The sequence below is a fragment of the Thermicanus aegyptius DSM 12793 genome, assembly GCF_000510645.1.
Taxonomy (GTDB): domain Bacteria; phylum Bacillota; class Bacilli; order Thermicanales; family Thermicanaceae; genus Thermicanus; species Thermicanus aegyptius.
The window spans coordinates 1,466,146-1,488,061 of record NZ_KI783301.1 but is presented as its reverse complement, the minus strand read 5'-3'; the positions used below and the strand labels follow the sequence as shown (position 1 = coordinate 1,488,061).

General features: G+C 50.9%; 24 protein-coding genes. 1 reads left to right on the top strand and 23 read right to left on the bottom strand.

The features are described 5' to 3' along the window. Positions 1 to 105 precede the first annotated feature (105 nt). The 19 genes from ruvA to THEAE_RS0107905 all read right to left on the bottom strand — a co-directional run bounded on the left by ruvA (position 106) and on the right by THEAE_RS0107905 (position 18,329). The gene (gene ruvA, locus THEAE_RS0107995) at positions 106 to 744 is read right to left on the bottom strand and encodes a Holliday junction branch migration protein RuvA (protein ID WP_052329859.1); all 639 of its coding nucleotides are present in this window, start codon (positions 742 to 744) and stop codon (positions 106 to 108) included. Further along, a complete protein-coding gene (gene ruvC, locus THEAE_RS0107990; RefSeq protein WP_028987110.1) occupies positions 728 to 1,231 on the bottom strand; it encodes a crossover junction endodeoxyribonuclease RuvC in 504 nt (167 codons plus the stop codon). The genes ruvA and ruvC overlap by 17 nt, the downstream gene beginning before the upstream one ends. A 180-nt stretch (positions 1,232 to 1,411) precedes the next feature. After that, positions 1,412 to 2,263 (bottom strand): 3-keto-5-aminohexanoate cleavage enzyme, encoded by an 852-nt coding sequence (gene kce / locus THEAE_RS20420; protein ID WP_039944352.1) that lies wholly within the window; start codon positions 2,261 to 2,263, stop codon positions 1,412 to 1,414. A 131-nt stretch (positions 2,264 to 2,394) separates the two neighbouring features. Then, positions 2,395 to 2,772 (bottom strand): 3-aminobutyryl-CoA ammonia lyase, encoded by a 378-nt coding sequence (kal, locus tag THEAE_RS0107980; protein ID WP_245605539.1) that lies wholly within the window; start codon positions 2,770 to 2,772, stop codon positions 2,395 to 2,397. Positions 2,773 to 2,777: 5 nt separating this feature from the next. Then, positions 2,778 to 3,584, bottom strand: coding sequence for a lysine 5,6-aminomutase subunit beta (kamE, locus tag THEAE_RS0107975; protein ID WP_052329857.1), 807 nt, complete (start codon positions 3,582 to 3,584; stop codon positions 2,778 to 2,780). Further along, complete coding sequence (gene kamD, locus THEAE_RS20415; RefSeq protein ID WP_084213484.1) at positions 3,581 to 5,209, bottom strand: lysine 5,6-aminomutase subunit alpha; 1,629 nt, start codon at positions 5,207 to 5,209, stop codon at positions 3,581 to 3,583. The genes kamE and kamD overlap by 4 nt, the downstream gene beginning before the upstream one ends. A gap of 59 nt (positions 5,210 to 5,268) precedes the next feature. Continuing rightward, a complete protein-coding gene (gene kamB, locus THEAE_RS0107965) occupies positions 5,269 to 6,306 on the bottom strand; it encodes a lysine 5,6-aminomutase reactivase subunit KamB (RefSeq protein WP_483855299.1) in 1,038 nt (345 codons plus the stop codon). Positions 6,307 to 6,418: 112 nt separating this feature from the next. Then, complete coding sequence (kamA, locus tag THEAE_RS20410; protein ID WP_039944350.1) at positions 6,419 to 7,774, bottom strand: lysine 2,3-aminomutase; 1,356 nt, start codon at positions 7,772 to 7,774, stop codon at positions 6,419 to 6,421. A gap of 69 nt (positions 7,775 to 7,843) precedes the next feature. Next, the gene (gene kdd / locus THEAE_RS0107955; protein WP_028987106.1) at positions 7,844 to 8,884 is read right to left on the bottom strand and encodes an L-erythro-3,5-diaminohexanoate dehydrogenase; all 1,041 of its coding nucleotides are present in this window, start codon (positions 8,882 to 8,884) and stop codon (positions 7,844 to 7,846) included. A 156-nt stretch (positions 8,885 to 9,040) separates the two neighbouring features. Then, complete coding sequence (locus THEAE_RS0107950) at positions 9,041 to 10,459, bottom strand: sigma 54-interacting transcriptional regulator (protein ID WP_039944934.1); 1,419 nt, start codon at positions 10,457 to 10,459, stop codon at positions 9,041 to 9,043. A gap of 206 nt (positions 10,460 to 10,665) precedes the next feature. Continuing rightward, positions 10,666 to 11,520, bottom strand: a complete 855-nt coding sequence (locus tag THEAE_RS0107945; RefSeq protein WP_028987104.1) for a tagatose bisphosphate family class II aldolase — start codon at positions 11,518 to 11,520, stop codon at positions 10,666 to 10,668. Between the two features lie 73 nt (positions 11,521 to 11,593). Continuing rightward, entirely contained in the window at positions 11,594 to 12,454 is an 861-nt protein-coding gene (locus THEAE_RS0107940; protein ID WP_028987103.1) for a Cof-type HAD-IIB family hydrolase, read from the bottom strand. Positions 12,455 to 12,467: 13 nt separating this feature from the next. Then, positions 12,468 to 13,643: an SIS domain-containing protein gene (locus tag THEAE_RS0107935; RefSeq protein WP_028987102.1), complete on the bottom strand. Its 1,176-nt coding sequence runs from the start codon at positions 13,641 to 13,643 to the stop codon at positions 12,468 to 12,470. Between the two features lie 67 nt (positions 13,644 to 13,710). Then, positions 13,711 to 14,148: a PTS sugar transporter subunit IIA gene (locus tag THEAE_RS0107930; protein ID WP_028987101.1), complete on the bottom strand. Its 438-nt coding sequence runs from the start codon at positions 14,146 to 14,148 to the stop codon at positions 13,711 to 13,713. A 1-nt stretch (position 14,149) separates the two neighbouring features. Further along, on the bottom strand, positions 14,150 to 14,959 hold the full coding sequence (gene agaD, locus THEAE_RS0107925; protein ID WP_039944347.1) for a PTS galactosamine transporter subunit IID: 810 nt from the start codon (positions 14,957 to 14,959) through the stop codon (positions 14,150 to 14,152). After that, positions 14,937 to 15,731, bottom strand: a complete 795-nt coding sequence (gene agaC / locus THEAE_RS0107920; RefSeq protein WP_028987099.1) for a PTS galactosamine transporter subunit IIC — start codon at positions 15,729 to 15,731, stop codon at positions 14,937 to 14,939. Before agaC ends, agaD begins: the two co-directional genes overlap by 23 nt. Before the next feature lie 12 nt (positions 15,732 to 15,743). After that, a complete protein-coding gene (agaB, locus tag THEAE_RS0107915) occupies positions 15,744 to 16,217 on the bottom strand; it encodes a PTS galactosamine transporter subunit IIB (RefSeq protein ID WP_005589217.1) in 474 nt (157 codons plus the stop codon). A gap of 70 nt (positions 16,218 to 16,287) precedes the next feature. Continuing rightward, positions 16,288 to 17,487 carry an SIS domain-containing protein gene (locus THEAE_RS0107910; RefSeq protein ID WP_028987098.1) on the bottom strand — a complete coding sequence of 400 codons (1,200 nt, stop codon included), beginning with the start codon at positions 17,485 to 17,487 and terminating at the stop codon, positions 16,288 to 16,290. A 113-nt stretch (positions 17,488 to 17,600) separates the two neighbouring features. Beyond that, entirely contained in the window at positions 17,601 to 18,329 is a 729-nt protein-coding gene (locus THEAE_RS0107905; RefSeq protein WP_028987097.1) for a GntR family transcriptional regulator, read from the bottom strand. A 242-nt stretch (positions 18,330 to 18,571) separates the two neighbouring features. Here THEAE_RS0107905 and THEAE_RS22960 point away from each other — a divergent pair, with 242 nt between their 5' ends. Beyond that, positions 18,572 to 18,727: a hypothetical protein gene (locus THEAE_RS22960; RefSeq protein WP_156920578.1), complete on the top strand. Its 156-nt coding sequence runs from the start codon at positions 18,572 to 18,574 to the stop codon at positions 18,725 to 18,727. Positions 18,728 to 18,868: 141 nt separating this feature from the next. Here the strand turns inward: THEAE_RS22960 and THEAE_RS0107895 are convergent, their stop codons facing one another. Genes THEAE_RS0107895 through THEAE_RS0107880 form a run of 4 tightly spaced genes read right to left on the bottom strand, consistent with a single transcriptional unit; the run spans position 18,869 to position 21,914 of the window. Further along, positions 18,869 to 19,678: an ATP-binding cassette domain-containing protein gene (locus tag THEAE_RS0107895; protein ID WP_028987095.1), complete on the bottom strand. Its 810-nt coding sequence runs from the start codon at positions 19,676 to 19,678 to the stop codon at positions 18,869 to 18,871. Continuing rightward, positions 19,669 to 20,511 carry an energy-coupling factor ABC transporter ATP-binding protein gene (locus THEAE_RS0107890; protein ID WP_028987094.1) on the bottom strand — a complete coding sequence of 281 codons (843 nt, stop codon included), beginning with the start codon at positions 20,509 to 20,511 and terminating at the stop codon, positions 19,669 to 19,671. Before THEAE_RS0107890 ends, THEAE_RS0107895 begins: the two co-directional genes overlap by 10 nt. Further along, positions 20,508 to 21,275, bottom strand: a complete 768-nt coding sequence (locus THEAE_RS0107885; RefSeq protein ID WP_028987093.1) for an energy-coupling factor transporter transmembrane component T family protein — start codon at positions 21,273 to 21,275, stop codon at positions 20,508 to 20,510. Before THEAE_RS0107885 ends, THEAE_RS0107890 begins: the two co-directional genes overlap by 4 nt. 30 nt (positions 21,276 to 21,305) lie before the next feature. Further along, complete coding sequence (locus THEAE_RS0107880) at positions 21,306 to 21,914, bottom strand: ECF transporter S component (protein WP_028987092.1); 609 nt, start codon at positions 21,912 to 21,914, stop codon at positions 21,306 to 21,308. Positions 21,915 to 21,916 lie beyond the last annotated feature (2 nt).

The window sequence follows — 21,916 nt, the reverse complement described above, 5'->3', positions numbered from 1 at the left end:
CACTCCATTCCGTTCCCCGGTTCAAACCGAAGGAAACAGGGCTTACTTTACGGGCCCCTCACCGTCCAACGTTCATGGCTGTTCATGGACGATCGGTTCTCTTTCTTACCTTGATCTTCCCCCATCCGCTTCGGCGAGAATTCGGCGTATATACTCCTCTGTCGGCAAATCGGGAGAGGCCTGATATAACTTCCGCAAGGAGGGCAACACTTCATATTCATGGTATCCCAATACCATGAGAGCTTCAAGGGCTTCATTGAGCTTAACGGAACCGCCCCCATTCCCATCGGGAGGGGCACCGGAAAGACCGCCGTCCGGCCCCATATCGCCTGCCCCTCCCTTCAGCTTGTCCTTCAGATCCAAGATGAGGCGTTGGGCTGTCTTTTGCCCAATGCCGGGGAGAGACTTTAAACGTTTTACATCTTCTTGGACGATGGCGAGGGCGATTTGTTGCGGTGACAGACTGGAAAGGATAGAAAGAGCTCCTTTCGGCCCGATCCCGTTCACTCCCAGGAGATGGCGAAACATGCTCCGCTCTTCCCGAGAAGGGAACCCGTACAACAAGTGGGCATCTTCCCGTATCACCTGATGGAGGTAAAGCGTTACCTCTTCCCCTTCACGGGCGATCACAGCTGCCGGATTTGCGGTAAAAATGCAATATCCGATCCCCCCCGCCTCCACCACCACATATTCCCGATCCGTCCAAGTTAGTTTTCCCTTTATGTATTCAAACAAAGTCCCCATTCCCTTCTTTCCTCTTCCATCGGCTAAAATGGGCATGGGTAATGGCGATCCCTAAGGCATCGGCCACATCATCAGGCTTCGGATCCTCCTTAAGCCCCAAAAGAACACGGATCATCATCTGGACCTGCCTCTTCTCCGCCTGCCCGTATCCCACCACCGTCTGCTTCACCTGCAAGGGAGTATATTCATAGACAGGGATGTGATCCTCCTCGCTGGCGAGGAGGATCACCCCCCGGGCCTCCGCCACGGCAATGGCGGTGGTCGTGTTCGTATTGAAATAAAGCTTCTCCACCGCCGCTTCATCCGGTTTATATTCCTGCAGGATTTCCTTCATCCCCCGGTAAATCTTCTCCAATCGGGAAGGAACGCTCAGTTCTTTCGACGTTTCCAACTTGCCGAATTGAACCGGGCGGAGTCTCCCATCCCGAACCTCAATCACCCCGTACCCGACCAAGGCAAGACCGGGATCGATCCCTAAGATGCGCATTCCCTTTTTCCCCTCCCCAGTCTCCCTTTCTCTTTCCTTTCGTAGATCATGCCTTTATTTTAACAAATCATGATTCGATTTGCGATAGTTTGAGAAAATACGTTTGTAAAACGGAAGAAAGGGCATAAATGCCCCTCAGAAATGACGAACTGAAAAGATTGGTGGAAATGCTTCAGTTCTTTAAGAAATCTCGATGGATGACGAATCTCCGCTCTCCCTTTTTCCCAGCCGCAGCAACCGGCGGGCTTCTTTCGGCGAAGCCACCTCCCGCCCCAATTCCCGGGCGATGCGGGCGACGCGCTCCACCAATTGGGCGTTGGAGGTCGCCAATTCCCCTTTGCGATAATAAATATTGTCCTCCAACCCTACCCGAACATGACCACCCAACGTGATCCCCAATAGAGCCATGGGAAGCTGGTGCCGTCCGATGCCCGCCACGCTCCAGGTCGCTCCCTGCGGCAACAGGTCGATGAGATGAAGGAGATTCTTCGCCGTCGCCGGTATGCCTCCCGGAACCCCCATGACGAAATCAAAATGGAGATGAGTCTTTATCCACCCTTTTCGCACCAGACGTAACGCGTTATCCACCATGCCCACATCGAAGATCTCGAACTCCGGTTGAACACCATAGGCCGCCATTTTCTCGGCGAACTCCTCGATCATCGCCGGCGGATTCAGGAAAACATCCCGGCCAAAATTAACGCTTCCGGTGGTTAGAGTGGCCATCTCGGGCGCGAGGGAGAGAGGCTCTTCCCTCTCCTCAGCGCTCATTCCCACCGCCCCCCCGGTGGAGATCTGGATAATGATATCGCACTTTGCCGAGATGCGTTCGATGATCTCCCGATAAATTCTCTTCTCTTGGGACGGGCTTCCATCTTCTTTGCGAGCGTGAACATGGACGATTGTCGCGCCTGCCTGATAGGCCCGGTACGCCTCTTCGGCAATCTCCTCGGGCGTAAGGGGGAGATAGGGGGTATCCTCCCGGGTGAGCTCAGCGCCGACTAAGGCGGCCGTAATGATAAGCGGTTCCATCTCTCATTTCCTCCTCTGATCTAAATGGTTCCTCTATAGAAACCTCCACCCGATAAAGGACGGAAGATTCCCGGCAATGATTGCGGATGGCCAGCCCGTGATGCCGCAAAAAGGGATAGGTCCCTCCATGCCTATCCCTTCCTTTGCTTTTCCTTCGGAACCACACAGGTTCCCACCGCCCGGCATACCAAGAGAGGAGGATCGACCACCTCCGCTCGGGAAGGGTGGTCCGGATCCCGGCTTCCCTGGATCACCTTGTACGCTTCAAAGGAGATGGTTCGCGACGTATTGCCCACCCGGGTTATTTCCCCCACCGCCTCCACATAATCGCCTCCATAAACCGGCGCCAGAAATTCAATGCTGGAATAGGCGGCAAATAATCCTTCATCTCCATCACGCCGGATTAAGAGCTCCGTCGCCACATCGCCAAAAAGGGCGAGAATCCTCGCTCCGTCCACCAAGTTTCCGCCATAATGGGCATCTTCAGAGCTCATGCGCACCCGTATCATCCCTTTCATTCCTCCCACATCCCCCTCTCCATTTTTCGGGCCACCATCTCCTGCACAATGTAACTCCCCACATCAGGAGCCAGGGTTCCCAGACCAAAACCGGCATCAAAGCCCAATTCCAAAGCGATCTCATGGGTGATGCGGGGGCCGCCGCAGATGAGAAGCATCTTGTCCCGGATCCCTTCCGCCTCCAGGAGGTCAATCAATTCGGTCAGATTATGGAGATGGATCCCTTTTTGCGTCACCACTTGGGAGACGAGCAGAGCATCCGCCTTCTTCTCCCGGGCCACCTCGATCAACGTTTCATTGGGCACCTGGCTTCCCAGGTTGATCGCTTCGATCTCCTCATATCGTTCCAATCCATACTCCCCGTGATACCCCTTCATGTTCATAATCGCGTCAATGCCCACCGTGTGGGCGTCCGTCCCCGTGCAAGCGCCGATCACCACCACTTTTCGCCCGATCTTCTCCCGGATGAACCGATCAATCTCCTCCCTGCTCAAGCGACGGCGGTTAATCTTTTGCACCGTGATCGACGTATAATCGACGGTATGAATCAGTTTCCCATAGAGGATATAAAAGGAGAACCCCTCTCCCAAATCCTTTCCGTGATACACCTGAGGTTCCGAAAGCCCCATCTTCAGGGCGAGCTGCCGCGCCGCCTCCCTTCCTTCCTCCCCGAAAGGGACAGGCAGACTAAAGCTTACCTGGACCATTCCATCCCCATAGGTATCTCCATAGGGCTTCACGTTTGTCAAGTCCGGATGAAATCCCCTCACTGCCTCCATTCCCTCTCCCTTTCCCCGCATCATCCTTTCCCCTCCCTTCCATGGGGCCGATGCCGATCATCCAAACTCCTTGATCCCCCAACCTCACGGGGAGGCAAGCCTAGTTCCTGCCGCAACCCATCTTCGAAGGGATTAAGATACCCTTCCTCCTTCTCCACAACTCCCCGAAGCCCCCGTCCCCCTGTGAAGGAGCGCTTCACATCGGCGAAGATCCCCTGCTCCAAGGCGGCAAAGAGCCCGATGCGGCGGATCTGCTCCAAGGTATTCACCGCTTGCTCCAAAACCTTCTGGGCCCGCCTTTCCACCCGTCCCCCCGGGGCAAAACGTATCTCCTCGGCCAGATGGCGGGCGTTACGAAAGATATATGAGGCGCTCTCGATGGCCAAATAGCGGTCATGAATATGGGGGGTATGCATCGCCTCCGTCATCATGCCCAATAATTGAATTCCTTGCCCCGTCATAATGCTTACCATGTTAAAAAGTGCATCCTGAACATGCCCTTTAAAGATGTTCCCCGTCATATGCTTGGTAGGAGGCATATATTTCAGGGGAGCATCCGGAAAGATCTCCCTTGCCATCTCCGCCTGGGCCAGTTCGAGAAGAAAACCGTCTTCCAGATCCGGATCCATCTCGAAGGCATGGCCCAATCCCAACTGTTCGGCTTTTAAACCGGATCGGTAAGCCAGCTGTTCGTTCAAAAATTGAGAGGCAAGAACGGTGTGGGCCGCCTCCACGGCATCGGCGGTGGTGAGGTAATTATCCTCCCCGGTGTTGATCACAATTCCCGCATAGGCATTCATCATGCGGGAAAAATACTGATCGATCAGCGTTCGCTGCATATTAATATCCCGGAAGAGAATTCCGTACAGGGCATCGTTCAACATCACATCAAGTCGTTCCAATGCGCCCATGGCGGCGATCTCCGGCATGCATAAACCGGAAGAGTAATTGCAGAGGCGGACATACCGCCCCAACTCTTCCCCCACTTCATCCAGGGCGCTCCGCATGATGCGAAAATTTTCCTGGGTGGCATAGGTTCCCCCATACCCTTCCCGAGTGGCGCCGTAGGGGACATAGTCGAGGAGACTCTGTCCTGTGCTGCGGATCACGGCGATGATGTCGGCCCCCTGTCGGGCGGCGGATCTGGCTTGAATCACATCCTCATAAATATCTCCCGTCGCCACAATCACATAGAGGTAAGGCTTCTCGCCTTCCCCCAGACGGGAAATCAGATTCTCCCTCATCTTACGGTTGGCCGTGATCCGCTCCAATGCCGGAGACGTAAAAGCTGGCGCCGACGCCCTCAACGCTTCCCGGGAGAGAAGGGGAAGGGAGCAGAGATCAAGCTCCCCGCCCGCTACCTTTTCCGCCGCCTCCTGGGGAGTAAGATGCAGCCTGAGCACCGCATTGGCCAGCCATCCATACGCTCCCCACCCCAGTCCGCCTTCGGCTTCAATCTGATCTACCACCCGATTGGGAAGGGGAACACCCTCTTGATCCACCCCATCCACTCCCATGAGCCGCACCACCGTCCGCTCAATGGCGACCGTGGTCCGCTCCCCGATAAACCGGTCCAGCTCCTCGGCCACCTCCCCGGCGATCTGCCGGGCCCGACGAATCATCTCCGGATCAAGATTTAACTTTCCCATCTTTTCCTCCTTTTCTTATAAATTGATTAAACTCTTTGAATAAACTTTATTATTTCGTATTACTTCTCCAGACGTCCCCGAACGACATCGAAGACAGGCGTCGTCCGGCTTAACTCCTTCACCCGGACCAGCATCTCTTCCCCATCCCACGTATAGCCGTCGGGGGAAAAGGGATTTACCCCGATGCCCAATAGACGTACAGGACGAAGAACCGCGATCTTTCCTCCCCGTTGTAAATAGGCGGCCCCCTTTCCCCCCCTAACGAACCATTTCGTGGGATCGAAGAGTACAAGGTGGGGCAGAAGGCTCATCTCCATGATTTGATCCAGGACCGAAGGAGTACAGGCCCCCGGCAGGAAGAGATAAGCCCCTTCCCTCTTTCCCGTTCCCTTCAGCGATTGCCTAACCCAGTCTCCGCGAAAAGGATAATCCAGCGCCAGGGGTTCTGCTTCAGGAGACGGGAGAAAGACGGCATTCCCCCTTTCCAGATCAGGAAGAGCCGACGCGATCCAGGGTCCGGGAGTAAGGGAAGGCAGGGTAAACTGAAAGATTAGGTCCCGCAAATGATCGAGGAGGAGAGGGAGAGAGGGATGGTATGAAGCGCCGGCGACGAGCAACATTCCGTCGGTGAAGGAAGGGTCGGCGGAAGCGATGCGGTTATAGGCGCCGTCGATCAGGTTCACCTCCGTCCGATAGGTTCGGAAGGCTTGAAGCACACGCCGCAAATCCCGTCGTGAAGGATTGCCGATCAATTTTACCGCCCCGCTCCGTAGGGTCCTAGCCAGGAGAACCTCCTGGCCGATCGAAGAATCCTTCACCTTTTCGATGATCTCGAACCGAGCTTCCGCTTCTTCGATCGCTTGTTTACTGGTCGCCACCAAACTCCCGGGATGGGGGAGAACGGCCGGTTTCGGCAATGCATTCCAAACATCAAACTTCTCCCCGTCCACTCCTGCGCTCACCAAGCCGACGACCCGCTTTCCCTCCCCATATTCCTGCAGCAATTGATTAAAGAGAGTGGTCTTTCCGGCATTTTTGCTCATTCCGATGATGCTTACCGTTCGTATCCCGGGTGGGAAACTTTCCGAGATCCTCATTCGCAGCACCAACCCCATTTCCTCAACCTTTTTTGCCCGAAAACCTGGGTTCCCTGCCCACTCACCGAACCCAGACGATTTTCCCAAAAACCCTTTTTGCCCGGTAACTCCCTCAGCGAACGGAAGGGGCGCCCGATTTCGCCCGTTCCGCCCGCTCTTCCGCCTCTTGGGCCAAGATATCCATCGATTTTGTCTTTAATCCCATCCCGGTGCGTCGTTCTTTCCGGTCTAACACCCCCGGCTCCAGATTGATCCGTTCATCCCGGAGAATCGATGCGATCCCCACCGCGTGTCTCTCTTTTCCCTTCCGGTAAATCTCTTCTTTATAATACTTTTTCGTCGGTTTATAAAATTCCGGCTCCGGATAAGAGGTGATCACCCCTTCGAAGTTGCGAAGAACCGTTTTCGTAGGGCTTTGGGAGAGGATATAGGTGGGAGATAAGGGGATTTTTCCGCCTCCTCCCGGAGCATCCACCACGAAAGTGGGGACCGCATAACCGCTGGTATGCCCTCGAAGGAATTCGATGATCTCCAATCCTTTGGAGATAGGAGCACGAAAATGACCGATTCCTTCCGAAAGATCGCATTGATAAATGTAATAGGGGCGAACCCGGATCTTTACCAGCTCATGCATCAGATTTTTCATGATGTAAGGGTCATCGTTTATGCCGGCCAAGATGACCGACTGGTTCCCTAACGGGATCCCTGCCATGGAAAGCCGATCGCAGGCTTCCGCCGCCTCCTTGGTAATCTCCTTCGGATGGTTGAAATGGGTGTTGAGCCAGATCGGATGATATTTTTTCAAGATGGAAGCGAGGTTTTCCGTGATCCGCTGGGGGAAGACCACCGGAGCCCGGGTCCCGATGCGGATGATCTCCACATGAGGGATGGCGCGGAGATTTTTCAGCAAATACTCCAGGATGTGGTCATTCACCAAAAGGGCATCCCCGCCCGATAAGAGAACATCGCGGATCTCCGGATGCTCCCGGATATAGGCGATTCCCCGATCCATCTGCTGCCGGGAGACGCCTAGCCCAATTTGGCCGGAGAAACGGCGCCGAGTGCAGTAACGACAATACATGGAACACTGATTGGTGATGAGGAAGAGAACCCGGTCGGGATAGCGGTGGGTAATCCCCGGAACCGGCGAGTCGGTATCTTCAAGAAGTGGGTCGGGCATGTCATAGGGAGTGCGTAGCAATTCATGGGAGATGGGCACCGACTGCATGCGGATCGGATCGGTGGGATCATCCGGATCCATCAGAGAAGCATAATAGGGCGTAATATTGAGAGGAATGGTCATCGTCGAGATGCGCACCCCTTCCTCCTCATCCGGAGTAAGGTTGACGACCTGCTTTAAATCCTCCACCTTTCTGATCGTATGCGTCAGCTGCCACATCCAATCGTTCCATTCTTCTTCCGCCACATCGTTCCACAGGGGAATCTCTTTCCAGTGACGCAATTTCATCCCTCCATTTCAAATTTTTTCGACGATTGATCCACCGGATCAAAACACTCGCCGATAACGAAGCCTTTTCTATTTCCCTCCGTACCTCCTCTTGAAGAGCTCCAGTAAGGGGGGCGATTCCCTGAAGATCTCCAGGGCAAGCTCCGCGTGCCCCGGAGTATAGCCGTTGCCGATGAGCATCTCCACCTCTTTGCCCACCCCTTCAGCCCCCAAGGCAGCTGCGGTAAAGCGGGTGGCCATACTGAAGAAATAGATTTTCCCGCCGTCCCGGACGCTTAAAATAGCCGCCATCTCCGCATCGGGAACGTTGACGCATTGGATGACCAAATCGACAAATTCTCCCTTCGTCACCTCACTCACCTTCTCCATCACCGATACGGCATCCTGGAGATCCGCCTCCAAGACCCGGTCGGCGATGGAAAGCTTTCTGAGATCCTCACATGCCTCTTTTCCCTTCTCCAGGGCGATGACCAGACCCTCATTCCCAGCCATTTTTTTGGCCTGGTAAAGGGAGAGAAGTCCCGATTTCCCTCCTGCTCCCGTGACCAGGACCCGGTCTCCCCTTTTTACCAGACGAGCCACCTGGGCAGGGGCCCCGCAGACGTCCAGGGCGGATAGGGCGACCTTCTCCGGCAGGTCTTCCGGTAACTTCACCCACAGGCCGGTTTCGAAGAGGATCGCTTCCCCCCTCGCCACCACCTGGGAACCGGCCAGATCAATCTCTACAATCTCTTCCAACCGGAGGGGAGTCAGGGAAAGAGAGACGAGGGTGGCGATCCGGTCTCCTCGCTCCAACCCTTTTCCGGGAAAGAGAGGGCCGATATCCTTCACCCTGCCGATCAACATGCCTCCCGAATCCGTGACGGGATTATGCATCTTTCCCCGGATCGTTACGATCCGTCGGATGATCTCCCTCATTCTCTCCCGGTCCCCACCCGCTTCCTCCGCAATCTGCCGGAACGAGGCGGAATCGATGGTAAGCCGCTCCACCTCGATGAGAAGCTCATTATCCCAAAGAGGCGAATCGGCATCCAGCTTCCATGCAGGCTGGGGCAGAACCCCTTTCGGCTCCAAAACCCGGTGCCTGCCAAATCGATCTCCCCTTTGCAAAGAAACACCCCTTTCTCTCGCCGTTCTTCATTCTGTCTCCAGCAAGAATCATGCCAACATGAAATGAAGGAAAAGCGAAGAAAACTGAACCCATTCCGCAAAAAGGCATAAAAAAAGATGCCGACTTTTCGGCATCCCAATTCGATAAGGAGATCCCTAACGATCAATCCTCCCCTTCCATTTCTTCAGCTTATATTGCAAGGTTTGTCTGGGAATTCCAAGCAAGATGGCGGCTTTTTGCACATTCCCTTTGGCGATGCGCATCGCCTGCCCGATGAACCTCTCTTCCGTCTCTTGAAGGGCATTCCGTAAATGAAGCGTTTCCGCAGAAAGAGGGGCTCCATATGGACCGCTTCCCATTTCCTGACGGGATTTCTCCTCTGTGTCCTCTCCCATGATTTCCGCAGGGAAATGCTCTCGCAACAAGATCTCCCCTTCCACCCAGTTCATGGCCGATTCAATCCGGTTCTCCAATTCTCTCACATTCCCAGGCCAATGATACGCCACGAGCCGCTCCATCACCTCTTTTTCCACACCCGTCACCCCCTTGTTAAACAAGAGGTTGAACTTTCTCAGAAAATGATCGATGAGAAGGGGAATATCCTCCCTTCGCCTGCGGAGGGGCGGCAGCTCCAGGTGAACCACCTGGATGCGGTAGAAGAGGTCCATCCTCAACTCCCCGGCGGAAAGAGCTTCCTGGGGAGCTCGATTCATCGCGGCAATCACCCGCACATCGACCGGCGTAACCTGCGTCCCACCGATGCGACGAACCATTCCCTCCTGCAGGACACGGAGAAATTTTGCCTGCAGGTCCATCGGCATCGAATTTAACTCGTCGAGAAAGAGGGTTCCCCCATCCGCCAATTCAAAGAGGCCGGGGCGGTTCTCCGCGCCGGTAAAGCTGCCCTTCACCGTCCCAAATAAGATGCCTTCCAGAAGTGTACCGGGAAGGGCAGCACAATTCTGGGCGATAAAAGGCCCATCCCTTCGCTTTGAGGCGTTATGGATCCCTTGGACAACTAATTCTTTCCCGGTCCCCGTCTCCCCGCTGATCAGGATGGGAGATGAGGTCTCGGCCGCCTTCGCCGCCCGTTCCTTCAGCCGGATCATCTCCGGATTTTGGGTGATCAGATCCTGCAAGGTAAAGGGGGCTTGGGAAGGAAGCTTCCCTCTTTTTTTCAGGGGTTGCTTCGTTTGAAGCTTCACCTGCAAATCGATCCACTTTTCCGACAATTCCTTGATCTTTGTAATATCTTTGGCGATCTCCACTGCTCCCATCAACTTTCCATCTACCCATAAGGGGAGCGTCGTGTTTACGGTTGTGATGCGGACACCTTTCAGATTGGTGTAGCTTTGTTGCTGATTTAGTATGGGAATGCCCGTTTTGACCACCTGGAGCAATGTACTGGTTTCTTTGCTTAAAGAGGGAAAAACTTCCAAAATCGGCCGTCCAATCACCTCTTCCACCGAGAGATTGTCGTGGGAAGCAGCCACTCGGTTATAAAAGATGGTTACTCCCTTCGCGTTCACCACATGAATTCCCTCATCGATCGTGTTTAGGATGGCACGCATCATCACTTCAGAAATCGCCGATTTCACTTGATCTCCCCCACTTCTTGCTCCCCATGGTATCATGGCCGATGAGTCGAAAGATTCGGCTGATTCCGCCGATTTATAGTCATCATACGCCAATTTTTCAGCAGGTGCAACCGGGAAAAGAAGGCCAACCCATGAATCAGGTTGGCCTTCCTAAGCGAACTCTCCCTCTGACAATCCCCTCTTTATGCTTTCCCATTACTGCCGCACATTACGATTTTATTCTTTGCCACTTCCCGCATGGCATTTTTCCCTGGGGTTAAATATTTTCGCGGGTCATTCGCTTCCGGATGCTCGATGAGATACCTCCTCACCGCCTCCGCAAACGGGATTTTCAGTTCCGTGGCGATATTTACCTTGGCGATTCCCAATGCGATCGTTTTTTTCACATCTTGATCCGGAATGCCGGAAGCCCCGTGAAGAACGAGGGGTAGATCCACTTTCCGATGAATTTCCTGCAATCGGGAAAAATCTAATTTCGGCTCCGATTTGTACAAACCATGCGCCGTACCGATGGCAACCGCGAGGGAATCGATCCCGGTCCTCTCCACAAATTCTGCGGCTTTATCAGGATCGGTATAAAAAGAGTCTTCTTCATCCACCGTAAGGTCATCCTCCTGTCCCCCAAGCCGACCAAGCTCCGCTTCCACCGACACACCATACCGGTTCGCATACTCCACAACTTCTGTAACCATGCGAATGTTTTCTTCAAAAGGAAGATGGGAAGCATCAATCATGACGGACTTGTATCCTAAATCTATCAGACTCTTGATCCTCTCCACCTCTTCCGCATGATCCAGATGGATCGCTATCGGAATGCCGTACCGCCTGCTGGCCACATCGACGATCGCCAATAAATAGTCGGGACCTGCATATTGAATGGTGCTTGGGGTAGCGGCAATAATGAGCGGTGACATAAGCTCGGCCGCTGCCTCGGCAACCACCTGCACCGTCTCCAGGTTATGAATGTTAAAAGCCGGAACCGCGTATCCTTCTTTCTTTGCTGCGAGAAGCATTTCCTTTGTCGATACGATGGACATGGTACGACCCCTTTCATCATTGGTTTCAAAAAAGTAGCATATTGAAGACGATGGCATCATGACGTACAGACCATTAACTGCCTAGTCCCCTTGCTTCTTTCATGATTTCATCCCCATAAAAAAACGTTTGTATCGCGAACGCGATGCCATCTTCATCATTAGAACGAGTAACATATTTGGCTCTATTTTTCACTTCCTGCGGCGCATTTGCCATAGCAATACTCAGTCCGGCGAATTGAAACATTTCCAGATCATTGTAATTGTCGCCGATGGCGATGATTTCCGAAGGAGAGATCCCCAATGCGGCGCTCAAGACCTTTAAGCCATACGCCTTTGATATATTTTTCGGTACGATTTCCACTCCAAATCCTGCATTCGTTATACGAATTTCATCCGATAGATGGGCCAACAATGCTTCTTTAACCTCTTCCAGCGTTTGTTCAGTATCGGCAGAAACGGAAACTTTATGCGGTTCTAATTTCGACGTCTGCAAATATGAAACAATATCCCTATTGGAAACGTATCGGGTCCCCAGATATTCAAGCATTTTATATGAATCGCTCTTCATTGGATCAACCAAGGGACGTTTATAATTTACAATGGAAAGGGGATCATGCTGCAGTTCAAATCTTAATGGGTACGCCAAAAGGATTTTGATGATTTTTTGGACGGTGCTGTTCGACAATTTATGCATCGATAAAGGATGGTCCAACTGCGCCGCAACCAACGCTCCGTCGTGGGTTATAAGCGGCGCTTCAATCGCAAGCTCTTTCGCCACTTCCTTAGCAAAAGTAAAAGACCGTCCCGTCGCCAATGTGACGGTAAGCCCATCCCGGATCGCATCCAGGATCACTTTTTTCGTTCGGGGAAGGATACTCATGTCGGATGAAAAGAGCGTCCCGTCAAGATCTAATGCCAATAATGTATATTTCAACTTCAACTCCCCTTTATTCTTTTCTATATAGGTTTACTCCCTGTGCAACCTTATGAACTGCGCCGGTGCGGTCCGGCTGATCGGGGGAGATATTAAGCTGAATCGATTTCAAGATCGCGAGAGCCTGCAAATATAAGGAATATTGGAAGACCACATGGGATTCATCCACGTACGCAAACTTCCCTTCGTTGAAGTAAATATATATATCGCTATTCTCATCAATTTCTTCGTCGTAGTCCATGGAGAGCGCCGCAATATAGCTATTTTTTTTATCCCGGTAGCATTCCTTGAGCATATCGACTTCATACCGCTTGGCATGGGGATCCGGGCTAAAAAAGAAGGTGAGCAATGAACGGGAATTCATGATTAATTTCGGTCCATGTCTAAATTCTAAGATGGAATGGTATTCGGTGCTCTGAAGACCTCCGGTCAATTCGCTAACTTTTAAGCACATCTCTGAGGCCAAGTAAAGCAATGCGCCGGACCCTAGGCCAACGATCGTATCGTAATTCCGGTTGGCAACGGCATGCACTTTATAGATCTCTTCCCGGAAGAACCTCTCGGCGTCCGATATAATAGGATCAAACATTTTTTTATAATAATCGTATCGATGAATATCAAAAATCATCAACGCATATAGGATCAATAAGGTAAATTCTCCCGTTGCGGCAAAACTCCTTCCCTTTGTCCCTTTGGGGATAGGAACATACAAAACCCCCTCCTCCCGGGCATATTTTTTTACAATTTCCCCCTCCTCAGAACAAATAAGTAATAGTTGATACACCTTCCTGCTTTTCTCTTTAAAAATGCGTATGGCTTCCAACGCTTCCGTCGTATTTCCCGAGCTGCTAAATGAAACCAACAATAAGGGGGTGTCACTCCGAATGTAATGATCCGAATGGGTGATGAACGTAGTGGATGGAACAGAGACCACTTCCTTCTCCGTAACCCGTTGCAGGTAATTTTGCACAATGGAGGCGGCTTTGGCAGAACTGCCCGCACCGACCAAATAGATTTTTAATCCTTCCACCCCATTTACTTGATTCAAAAAGGATTCGATCTTCTCTTTATATTCTCCGACGATCTTCACCCCTTCCCGCCATAAATCAGGCTGGTTCGCCATCTCAAAACAGGTATGGTAACCCTTCACTCTCTTGAGTTCTTCAATGTTTATCCCTAAAATTCTCATCCGGACGCACCTCATTTTTAACGGCAGAGTTGTTCTATGGTTTAAACAACCCTGCCGTTTTTTCCCTTTAGATTCCCTCTTCGTTGTTCGTTTCGAAGGTTGCCTCTTTCCCCGTTAACTTTCGGAACCTCACCGTCGTTTGTTTTGAGGCATCTACGATGAAATCTGCCAACTGTTGAATTGGAAAAGCATCTTTTTGAAAAAGGGATTCCATGATGGAGGCGATATTACAGCCGGCCACCACCTCCATATGGGGATTAAAATTTGCAATTTCTGCCGAAACCTTATAAGGCGTACCGCCCAAAAGATCGCAGACAAACAAAACTTGCGCCCCATCGTGTTCCTTCACGATACGGATCATTTTCTCCTTCAAGGTCACATCGGTCTCATCTTCCGTGAAATCCAGATAGTGTAAATCATCATGATGCCCCGCCAACATTTCCAGCGTCGAGCCTACCCCTGAGGCGTACTTCCCATGCCCGCAAAGAATCAGGATCGTCTTCATCTTATAGCACTCCCAAGAAAGACATGAGGACGGCAAAGATAAAGGTCGCAACAATTAAAACGGTCGGATTCACCCTTCTCTTTTTCAGGAAATAAAACATCAGCAACGTATATGCCATGGGCAAAATATTGGGGAATATTTTATCAAAGAAATCTTTCTGCAAGGATACCGTGTGCTCCGGATTGATGGGAATCGCAGAAAGAACGGTGATGTGAACGTAAGAAGCGATCAAGGCCCCGATCACCGTAACGCCTAGAATGGTTGCCGCTCTGGAGATCGTCTGGGAACCTGTCTTAATTTTTTCAATCGCCCTCACCCCCAAATTATATCCGAGGTGAGTCCACACAATGCGTAAGATAAATATGGTCAAATAGACGGAAAAGAAGAGAATGGGGCCCAATATGCTCCCCTGTTCTGCAAAAGAGGCGCTGATACCGGCAACGATAGGTAAAATGGTAAACCAGAATATCGCGTCCCCAATTCCGGCCAAGGGTCCAAACAATGCCACCTTCAACCCTTTGATCAGGCTTCTGTCCTCACGCCCTTCTTCCAGTGAGAGGAGCAGTCCCATCAAAAAGCCAACAAAGTTGGGATGGGTATTAATAAATTCCAGATTATCCTTCATGGCTTCAGAGAGGCCTTTTTTATCGTCCTTGTAAATCTTCTTTAGGAACGGCAGCTGGGCAGCGGTAAAACCGCCTGCTTGCATCCTTTCATAGTTAAAACTGGCTTGCAGAAAGGAAGAGATCAGTCCCAACTTCGTTATATCCCTCTTGGTAAGAACTTTCTTAGATTCCTTCACTGTAATCATCCCCTTCTACGGCCATTTTCTGCGCAGGTGCGGCTTTATCCCTTGAGGTGTAATATTCGTATAATGCGAAAGCGGTTCCTGCCAATGCTGCGGGCAACACATTGGAGAAAGGGATAAAGGAGGCAATGAGAAATCCTACGATCAAATATGGGACATATTGACCTTTCAACATCACTTTTAAGAGCATTCCGAAACCGACGGCAGGCAAAATTCCTCCTGCAATTTCGAATCCATGGGTTAACCATGCGGGCATGGAGGTCACCAAAGCCCTCATAAGATCCTGGGCCACATAGGTGCTGAGGAATACGACGACACCATAGGTTACGGCTACAATCGAGGTGGTCAAGATATTGAGCCGCACGAGACCCTTCGTATTTGCCTCTTCCGCATATCGATCAGCCTTCGCCATAAAGAGGGAGAAGCTGGAGTAGTAAAACAGGATGATATATTGCATTAAGAAACTGAAAGGAAGAGCCAGACCTATGGCTGTTTTTGCATCAATTCCCGTTGTGTATGCGATCACTACGGTCATCACACCGGCCAAAATGGGGTTAGGCGGTTGGGTCCCCCCTGCAGGTGTAAGTCCGGCAAAGGCAAGTTCGGTCAATCCCCCGGCGATTAAACCCGTCTGCAAATCCCCTAAAATGATTCCGGTTAAAGTGCTTACAATAATAGGCCTGAAGATAAATAAACCCTCTAACCAGAAATCGACACCCACGATGATGGCCATGATCGTTAATGCAATTCCTTGCATCAACGTAATGTCATGCATGCGAATCCCTCCTTATTCGATATACTCTTTGGGGTCACCAGGAACATCCTGGATAAACACATGAACACCTTTTGATTGAAGGTAGCGAAGAGTTTCCAAATCTTTGTCGTCGACGTAAACTTTTTTGCTGATTTGCCGTTTCCCTTGGGAAAAATGCATATTGCCCACGTTTACTTCTTTGATCGGCACCCCCCCGTCTACCAATTTTTTTACCTCTTCCGGTGTTCGGCAGATGATAAAGATTCTTTGTGAGGGTGCCGCTTTATGAATGATATTGATCGTATGCTCCACGGTAAAAAAACGGATTCCCACCCCCGCAGATTCTGCTGTAACCGCCATCAATTGCTGCTGCAAGGGATCCTTTGCCACTTGATCATCGACGACCACCAATAAGTTGGCCCCCAATGACGTGGTCCACGTCACCCCCACTTGCCCGTGGACCAGTCGATTATCAATGCGTGTCAGTAAAATGTTTGGCGTACCCATAAAAATCCCCCCTCATTGATTGGCCTTGGAAAGTCTAACACAAAGGACGTAAAAGCCTGATGCCGATGCCTTATGATGGTTGCCTATTGGGGATGTCGGGCGTAAAAGGATGGATGATCACCCCTTTGACGACCCTGTTCACACTCCCCTCCGGATCAGGATTATCCGGTGTGATTCCCAATTGGATCGATTTAAACAAAGCGAACATCTGGGCGAATAATACATAATTGAAGATCAGATAAACATCGTCCCTATACGTTGGCGTCTCGTCCTGGATAGGCCAGAATGCATCAACCATACGCTCGATTTCGTCATTTGGGCCGGGAGCAATCGCAACCAGTTTGAGATACTTTTTCTCCGACGATAATTCTTTCAGCAAATCCATCTCATACCGACGGGTATATTCATGAGTCGAAAGATAGGAGAAAATAAGCGTCTTTTCGTTGATAATCGTTTTAGGGCCATGCCTTAACCCTAATGGAGATTCATATACTCCTACCACTCTTCCCCTCGTCAATTCCAACACTTTTAACGCCGATTCGGTGGCGAGGCCTTTAAGGACGGAAGAGCCGAGAAAGACGACGCGTTCTATATCTTCCTTCACCAGTTCTTTAAGAGGGGCCGAGTACCTCTCCAGCACCCGCGCTCCATCCTTTGCGATGCGATCGATCACCTCCTCGATCTCATCAAGGTTTTCAAAGATGAGCAGGCCAGCCATCGCCATAGAACTAAAACTGCTGGTCATGGCAAAACCTTGGTCGTTTGAATCCTCCGGCATTAAGAGCAGGATCTTGTTGGGATTGCCTTCCGTCTTTTTAGCCAACTCCCCTTCAGGGTTGCAGGTAATCACAATCTGGTAAAGCTCCTTTATCATTTGCTCCGCCAAGTTTACCGTCGCCACGCTTTCCGGACTGTTGCCGGACCTGGCAAAGGATATGAGCAACGTAGGGACATCTGGGAGTAAATAGCTCTCCGGATCAGAGACGATCTCCGTCGTAGCAATCGCTTCCATTCGTAGGGCAAATTTTTTGTTTAGATAAGGAACGAGGGTGTGCCCAATATAAGCGGATGTTCCTGCACCTGTAAAGATCACCCGAATATTCTCCAGACTTAATACCTTATCTAGGAAAGGTTTGACTTTCCCACGATTTCTCTTAACGATCTCCACGGTTTCTTTCCAAACTCTCGGCTGTTGCTCAATTTCCTTGGCCGTTGCGAATCCCTGAATCTCCTTCAAACGGGCGTCATCATATCCCAATACTGCCTGCATCGTTACCCTCTCCTTCTCCTATGAAAGTGAATAGGACATCCACTCGTCATGACCTCATTATCACTTAAAAACCATCTACTTTGTCTTCTCCTTTTTTTATCATGTCCTTTATTTTAATAATTTAACACCACCCTGTATTTAAATCGGTCTCCTCTAGCAATTCCCTTCGTATATTCAATAATGCCCAATTTATCGTATGTGATTCTTTCAATCAGCATACTGGGAAGGTGATCTCCATAATCGAGAAGCTTTGCCTCGTTTTTTCTCGTATTGACGGGTTGAAAACTTTCCTCCGCCATTGTAAAGCTTACCTTAAATCGTTCGGACAAGATATCATATAAGGGCTTTTGTTCAAGCTCCTGTTGCGTAATGTCGGGAAAGCGTTGAAACGGTAGATAGGTCGTCTCCAGCATCATCGGTTGATCATCGGCCATCCGTAGGCGTGTAAATTTATATACTTTTTCCCCTTCTGATATATTCATTTTTTTCGCAATATGAATGTCGCTTTCAAGAATTTCAAAATCAATCACTTTCGAGGAAGGGGTTTTCCCAAGTTTCTTCATCTCTTCGGTAAAGCTGTAGAAACGGATCAAGTCTTGTTTCACTTTTTTGGGAGAGATAAACGTCCCTTTTCCGTGCCGTTTATAAAGATATCCTTCTTTTTCCAATTCTTGAATCGCTTGTCTCACGGTAGCGCGACTAATCCCGTATTTTTCACAAAGTTCCCTCTCCGGCAGCAATTGATCATGTTCCTGAAGTTTTCCCGACTCTATTTCCTCAATAATAATCTCCATCAATTGATAATAAAGCGGGATTCGACTGTTTTTATCGATGGTGGCCATCAGAAGGATCACACTCCGATTCGACTGTCCTATAATCGTAACAGGATGCAGCTTGTTTATCATGTCGTCATGTGGTCAGTACCACTTTCACTATCCATCATAGATCTCCATCAAAGGTTTGTCAATCCGGTTTGAGCATGCAAAATTCCCCGCTCCTCAAACGAAGTGCTTCCCCTGCTCCCTTAACGGTTCATTCCACCCATGATAGAATCGAATTATCTTTATATGGAAGGCGGGAGAAAATGAGAAAAGAAGAGAAAGAAGAACCGCCCCAAAACCTCCACTTTCAGCTCCATCAGGCCTTTGAGGAGAAGGAGGAAGTTGATTCTCCAACCGCCCCCTGTGTTCATTTTACCCTCAAGGATCTGTTCGTGAGAGGAAATTCCCATACCTTGTAAGGATAGAAAAAAGCAAGGGATGTGTTTTTGTACCGATGAACGTCTATCTGAAGTTTCCGCTACATGAAAGTTTTAAAAAAGCCGCCTGCTGGGCGGCATTTCTATCGATGATCGCAAACCCCATGCCGGCATGAAGGGGAATTACCCCTTTTTTCGTCCCTCCATGTGGGCGATAAACTCTTTCGTCGTCAGGAATGTTTCCGAAAGACCAAGCAGCTTGCCGAGCTGCGCCACCGCCGGCGGTTCGAGATAAGCCTCCTTTAGTACCTCCTCCCTGGAAAAAACCTCTCTCGTCGGGCCATCTAACAGAACTCTCCCCCGATTCATCACCACGGTCCGTTCAAAACATTCGGCGACAAAGTCCATATCGTGGATGATGGTCATGACCAGCTTCCCCTTCTCATCGAGATGGCGGATGATCTCCTTAATCCGCTCTTTGCCGGCATGATCCTGGGCAATCGTCGGCTCGTCAAAGATGATGATTTCCGGATCCATCGCCACGACCGCCGCGATCGAAACCAGTTTCTTTTGCGACAGGCTTAAGTCATGGGGATTCATATCCCTCTTCCCTTCCAGCTCCACCATCTCCAAGGCCCGGATCGCCCTTGCCCTGGCTTCCTCCCGTTCCACGCCGATGTTTAGGAGACCAAACATCACTTCTTCCAAGACATTCCCTTTGAAGATCTGGTCATTGGGGTTTTGGAAGATAAGGCCGATCCGTTTGGCCAAAGATGCGGCGGTCACCTTTTTCACGGAAAGGTCTCCGATCAGGATCTCGCCGTCAAAGGGCTTTAACAACCCTTTCATCAGCTTGACCAACGTCGTTTTCCCCGCTCCGTTTTGTCCGATGATCGCCGTGGAGCGGCGGTCGAAGCGGAGAGTGACCCGATCCAGAACCGGTTTGCCGGGAAGATAGGCAAATGATACTTCTTCTACACGAATCAATTCCATCTCTTCAGCACCTCATAAGCCCCTTCGAGCGTAACCGGATAGGTCTCGCCGTCCGGCGATTTACGTTTGAGCGCCTTGCAGATCTGCGTATAGATGGGCGCCGCAAGGCCGTGTTCTTCCAAGTCATCCCTAGAGAAGACTTTGGAAGGGGTGTCATATGCCACCACTTTCCCCTCGTCGAGCCATAGGACTTTATCCGCATAACGGGCCACTTTCTCCAGTTTATGCTCGATGAGCAGCACCGTCATTCCCTCTCGGCTTAAGCGCTGCACCGCCTGGAACACCTCTTCCGTTCCCTGCGGATCGAGTTGCGAAGTAGGTTCGTCGAGAATAATCACTTCCGGACGCATGGCGATGATACTGGCAATCGCCATGCGCTGCATTTGCCCTCCGGACAGGTCGAAAGGATTGGCATGGCGGAAATCATAAATCCCCAGAAGAGTTAAGGCTTCATCGATCCGTTCTATCATCTCGGACCTGGGCACGCCCAGATTTTCCAGCCCGAAGGCGACCTCTTCATAAACCGTAAGTTTTGAACCGGTCACCTGCGTAAACGGATTTTGGAAGACGATACCCGCCTTCCGCGAGATATCGCTCACCGTGCTATGCAGCACCTCGATCCCGTCGACGATCACTTTGCCGCCATACGCGCCGCGGTAAAAGTGGGGTACCAGCCCCACGATCGCCTGCGCCAAAGTAGATTTGCCGGACAAGTTCCGCCCCACGATCCCGATCAACTCCCCCTCCTCCACTTCAAAGGATACGTCATCGAGGGCGAGTTTCTCAGTACCCGGATAGCGATATTTCAAATGCTCTACCATGACCTTCTTCATTGAATGATCCTCCAAATGATCGCGATGAGAATAACGGCGAGGAGGCTCCATTGGACCGCCGTCGGAGCGAGAAAGTTTTTTTCCTCATTCAGGAACGTCTTCTTTCCCTTTGCGTTAAAGCCCCTTACCTCCAAAGCCAAGGCCCGCTCCTTCACGTTGAGGAGGGAACTTAGCACAACCGGACCGATCAGGGGGAGGAAAGCCTTCATGCGGACGCTTAATTTTCCTTCCGTCTCCATTCCTCTGGAACGCTGGGCATCGGTAATCCTTCCCATGGTGGACATCATTTCCGGTACGATTTGGAAGACGGAGGCGATCACATATCCGAAACGGGGCGACAATCCTTTCCGTACCAGTGATTCCACCAAATCGGCGGGCTTCGTGGTAAAGACGAGGATCAGAAACGAAGTAACGATATTGATCACCCGAAAGGAAATGGTAAGGGCGTAGAGGAATCCTTCCCGGTAAAGCACGATCTGACCGATGCGGTAGGCGGGCGTTTCGTTGCCGGGGTAAAAGAGCGTCTGTATGATAAGGACGGTAATCAGGATGAAGAAGACAAACCCATAGACCGGCAATGTCTGTCGAACCACTTTCCCCAGAAAGAGCAGAATAAGGCTTATGACCATCACCGCAAAGGCCACGGTGAGGGAGGGGAATAAAATGGGAACGAGGATCGCCACGATAATGTAATAAATTTTGGATATAGGATCAATGCGATGCAAGAACGACTGCCGATCGACGTATAAGCTGATCGATTTCACGTCTACCTACACCCCTCCCTTTCCATCCACCTATTTGTCCAAGCTCTCCACGTGATGGTCGCCGGTATAAAGTTGCAGAATGCTGCGAGGCAACCCTTTATAAATCGCGTAGCTAACCAATACGACCAATACTTTGTCTACGAGATCCACGACCAGTTCATCGAGAAAAGAGGCAAGCCAGATCGAATTGGTGTTAGCCATGACTGCGGCAAAGAGTGCATCTACCCAGAAGTTCCCCGTCTGTCCGCCCCAAAACCATACATTAAGCGGCGTTGAGATGATCACGGCCGTCAAACCGACCACAAGCCCCGCAACGATCGCTTTACCCCAATTTTCGATCCAGCCCTTGTAGGCCATAATCCCAGCGACCAGACCGATGAAGATGCTGGTAATCCCGTATACGAAAGAGATGGGATCCATCGTTAGCCCGTAGATGATGTTATTGATCGCCCCCGAAATGGCGCCGATGATCGGACCGGCCAACATGCTCGCCAACACGGTTCCGATCGAATCAAGCCAGAGCGGGAGTTTCAGGACGCCGGCAAACAGCTTGCCGATGTAGTTAATCCCCACCGCCGCAGGAATTAAGACCAGGGCAGCCGTCGTGAATTGAAATGACCATACACTTCTCCTTTTCATCT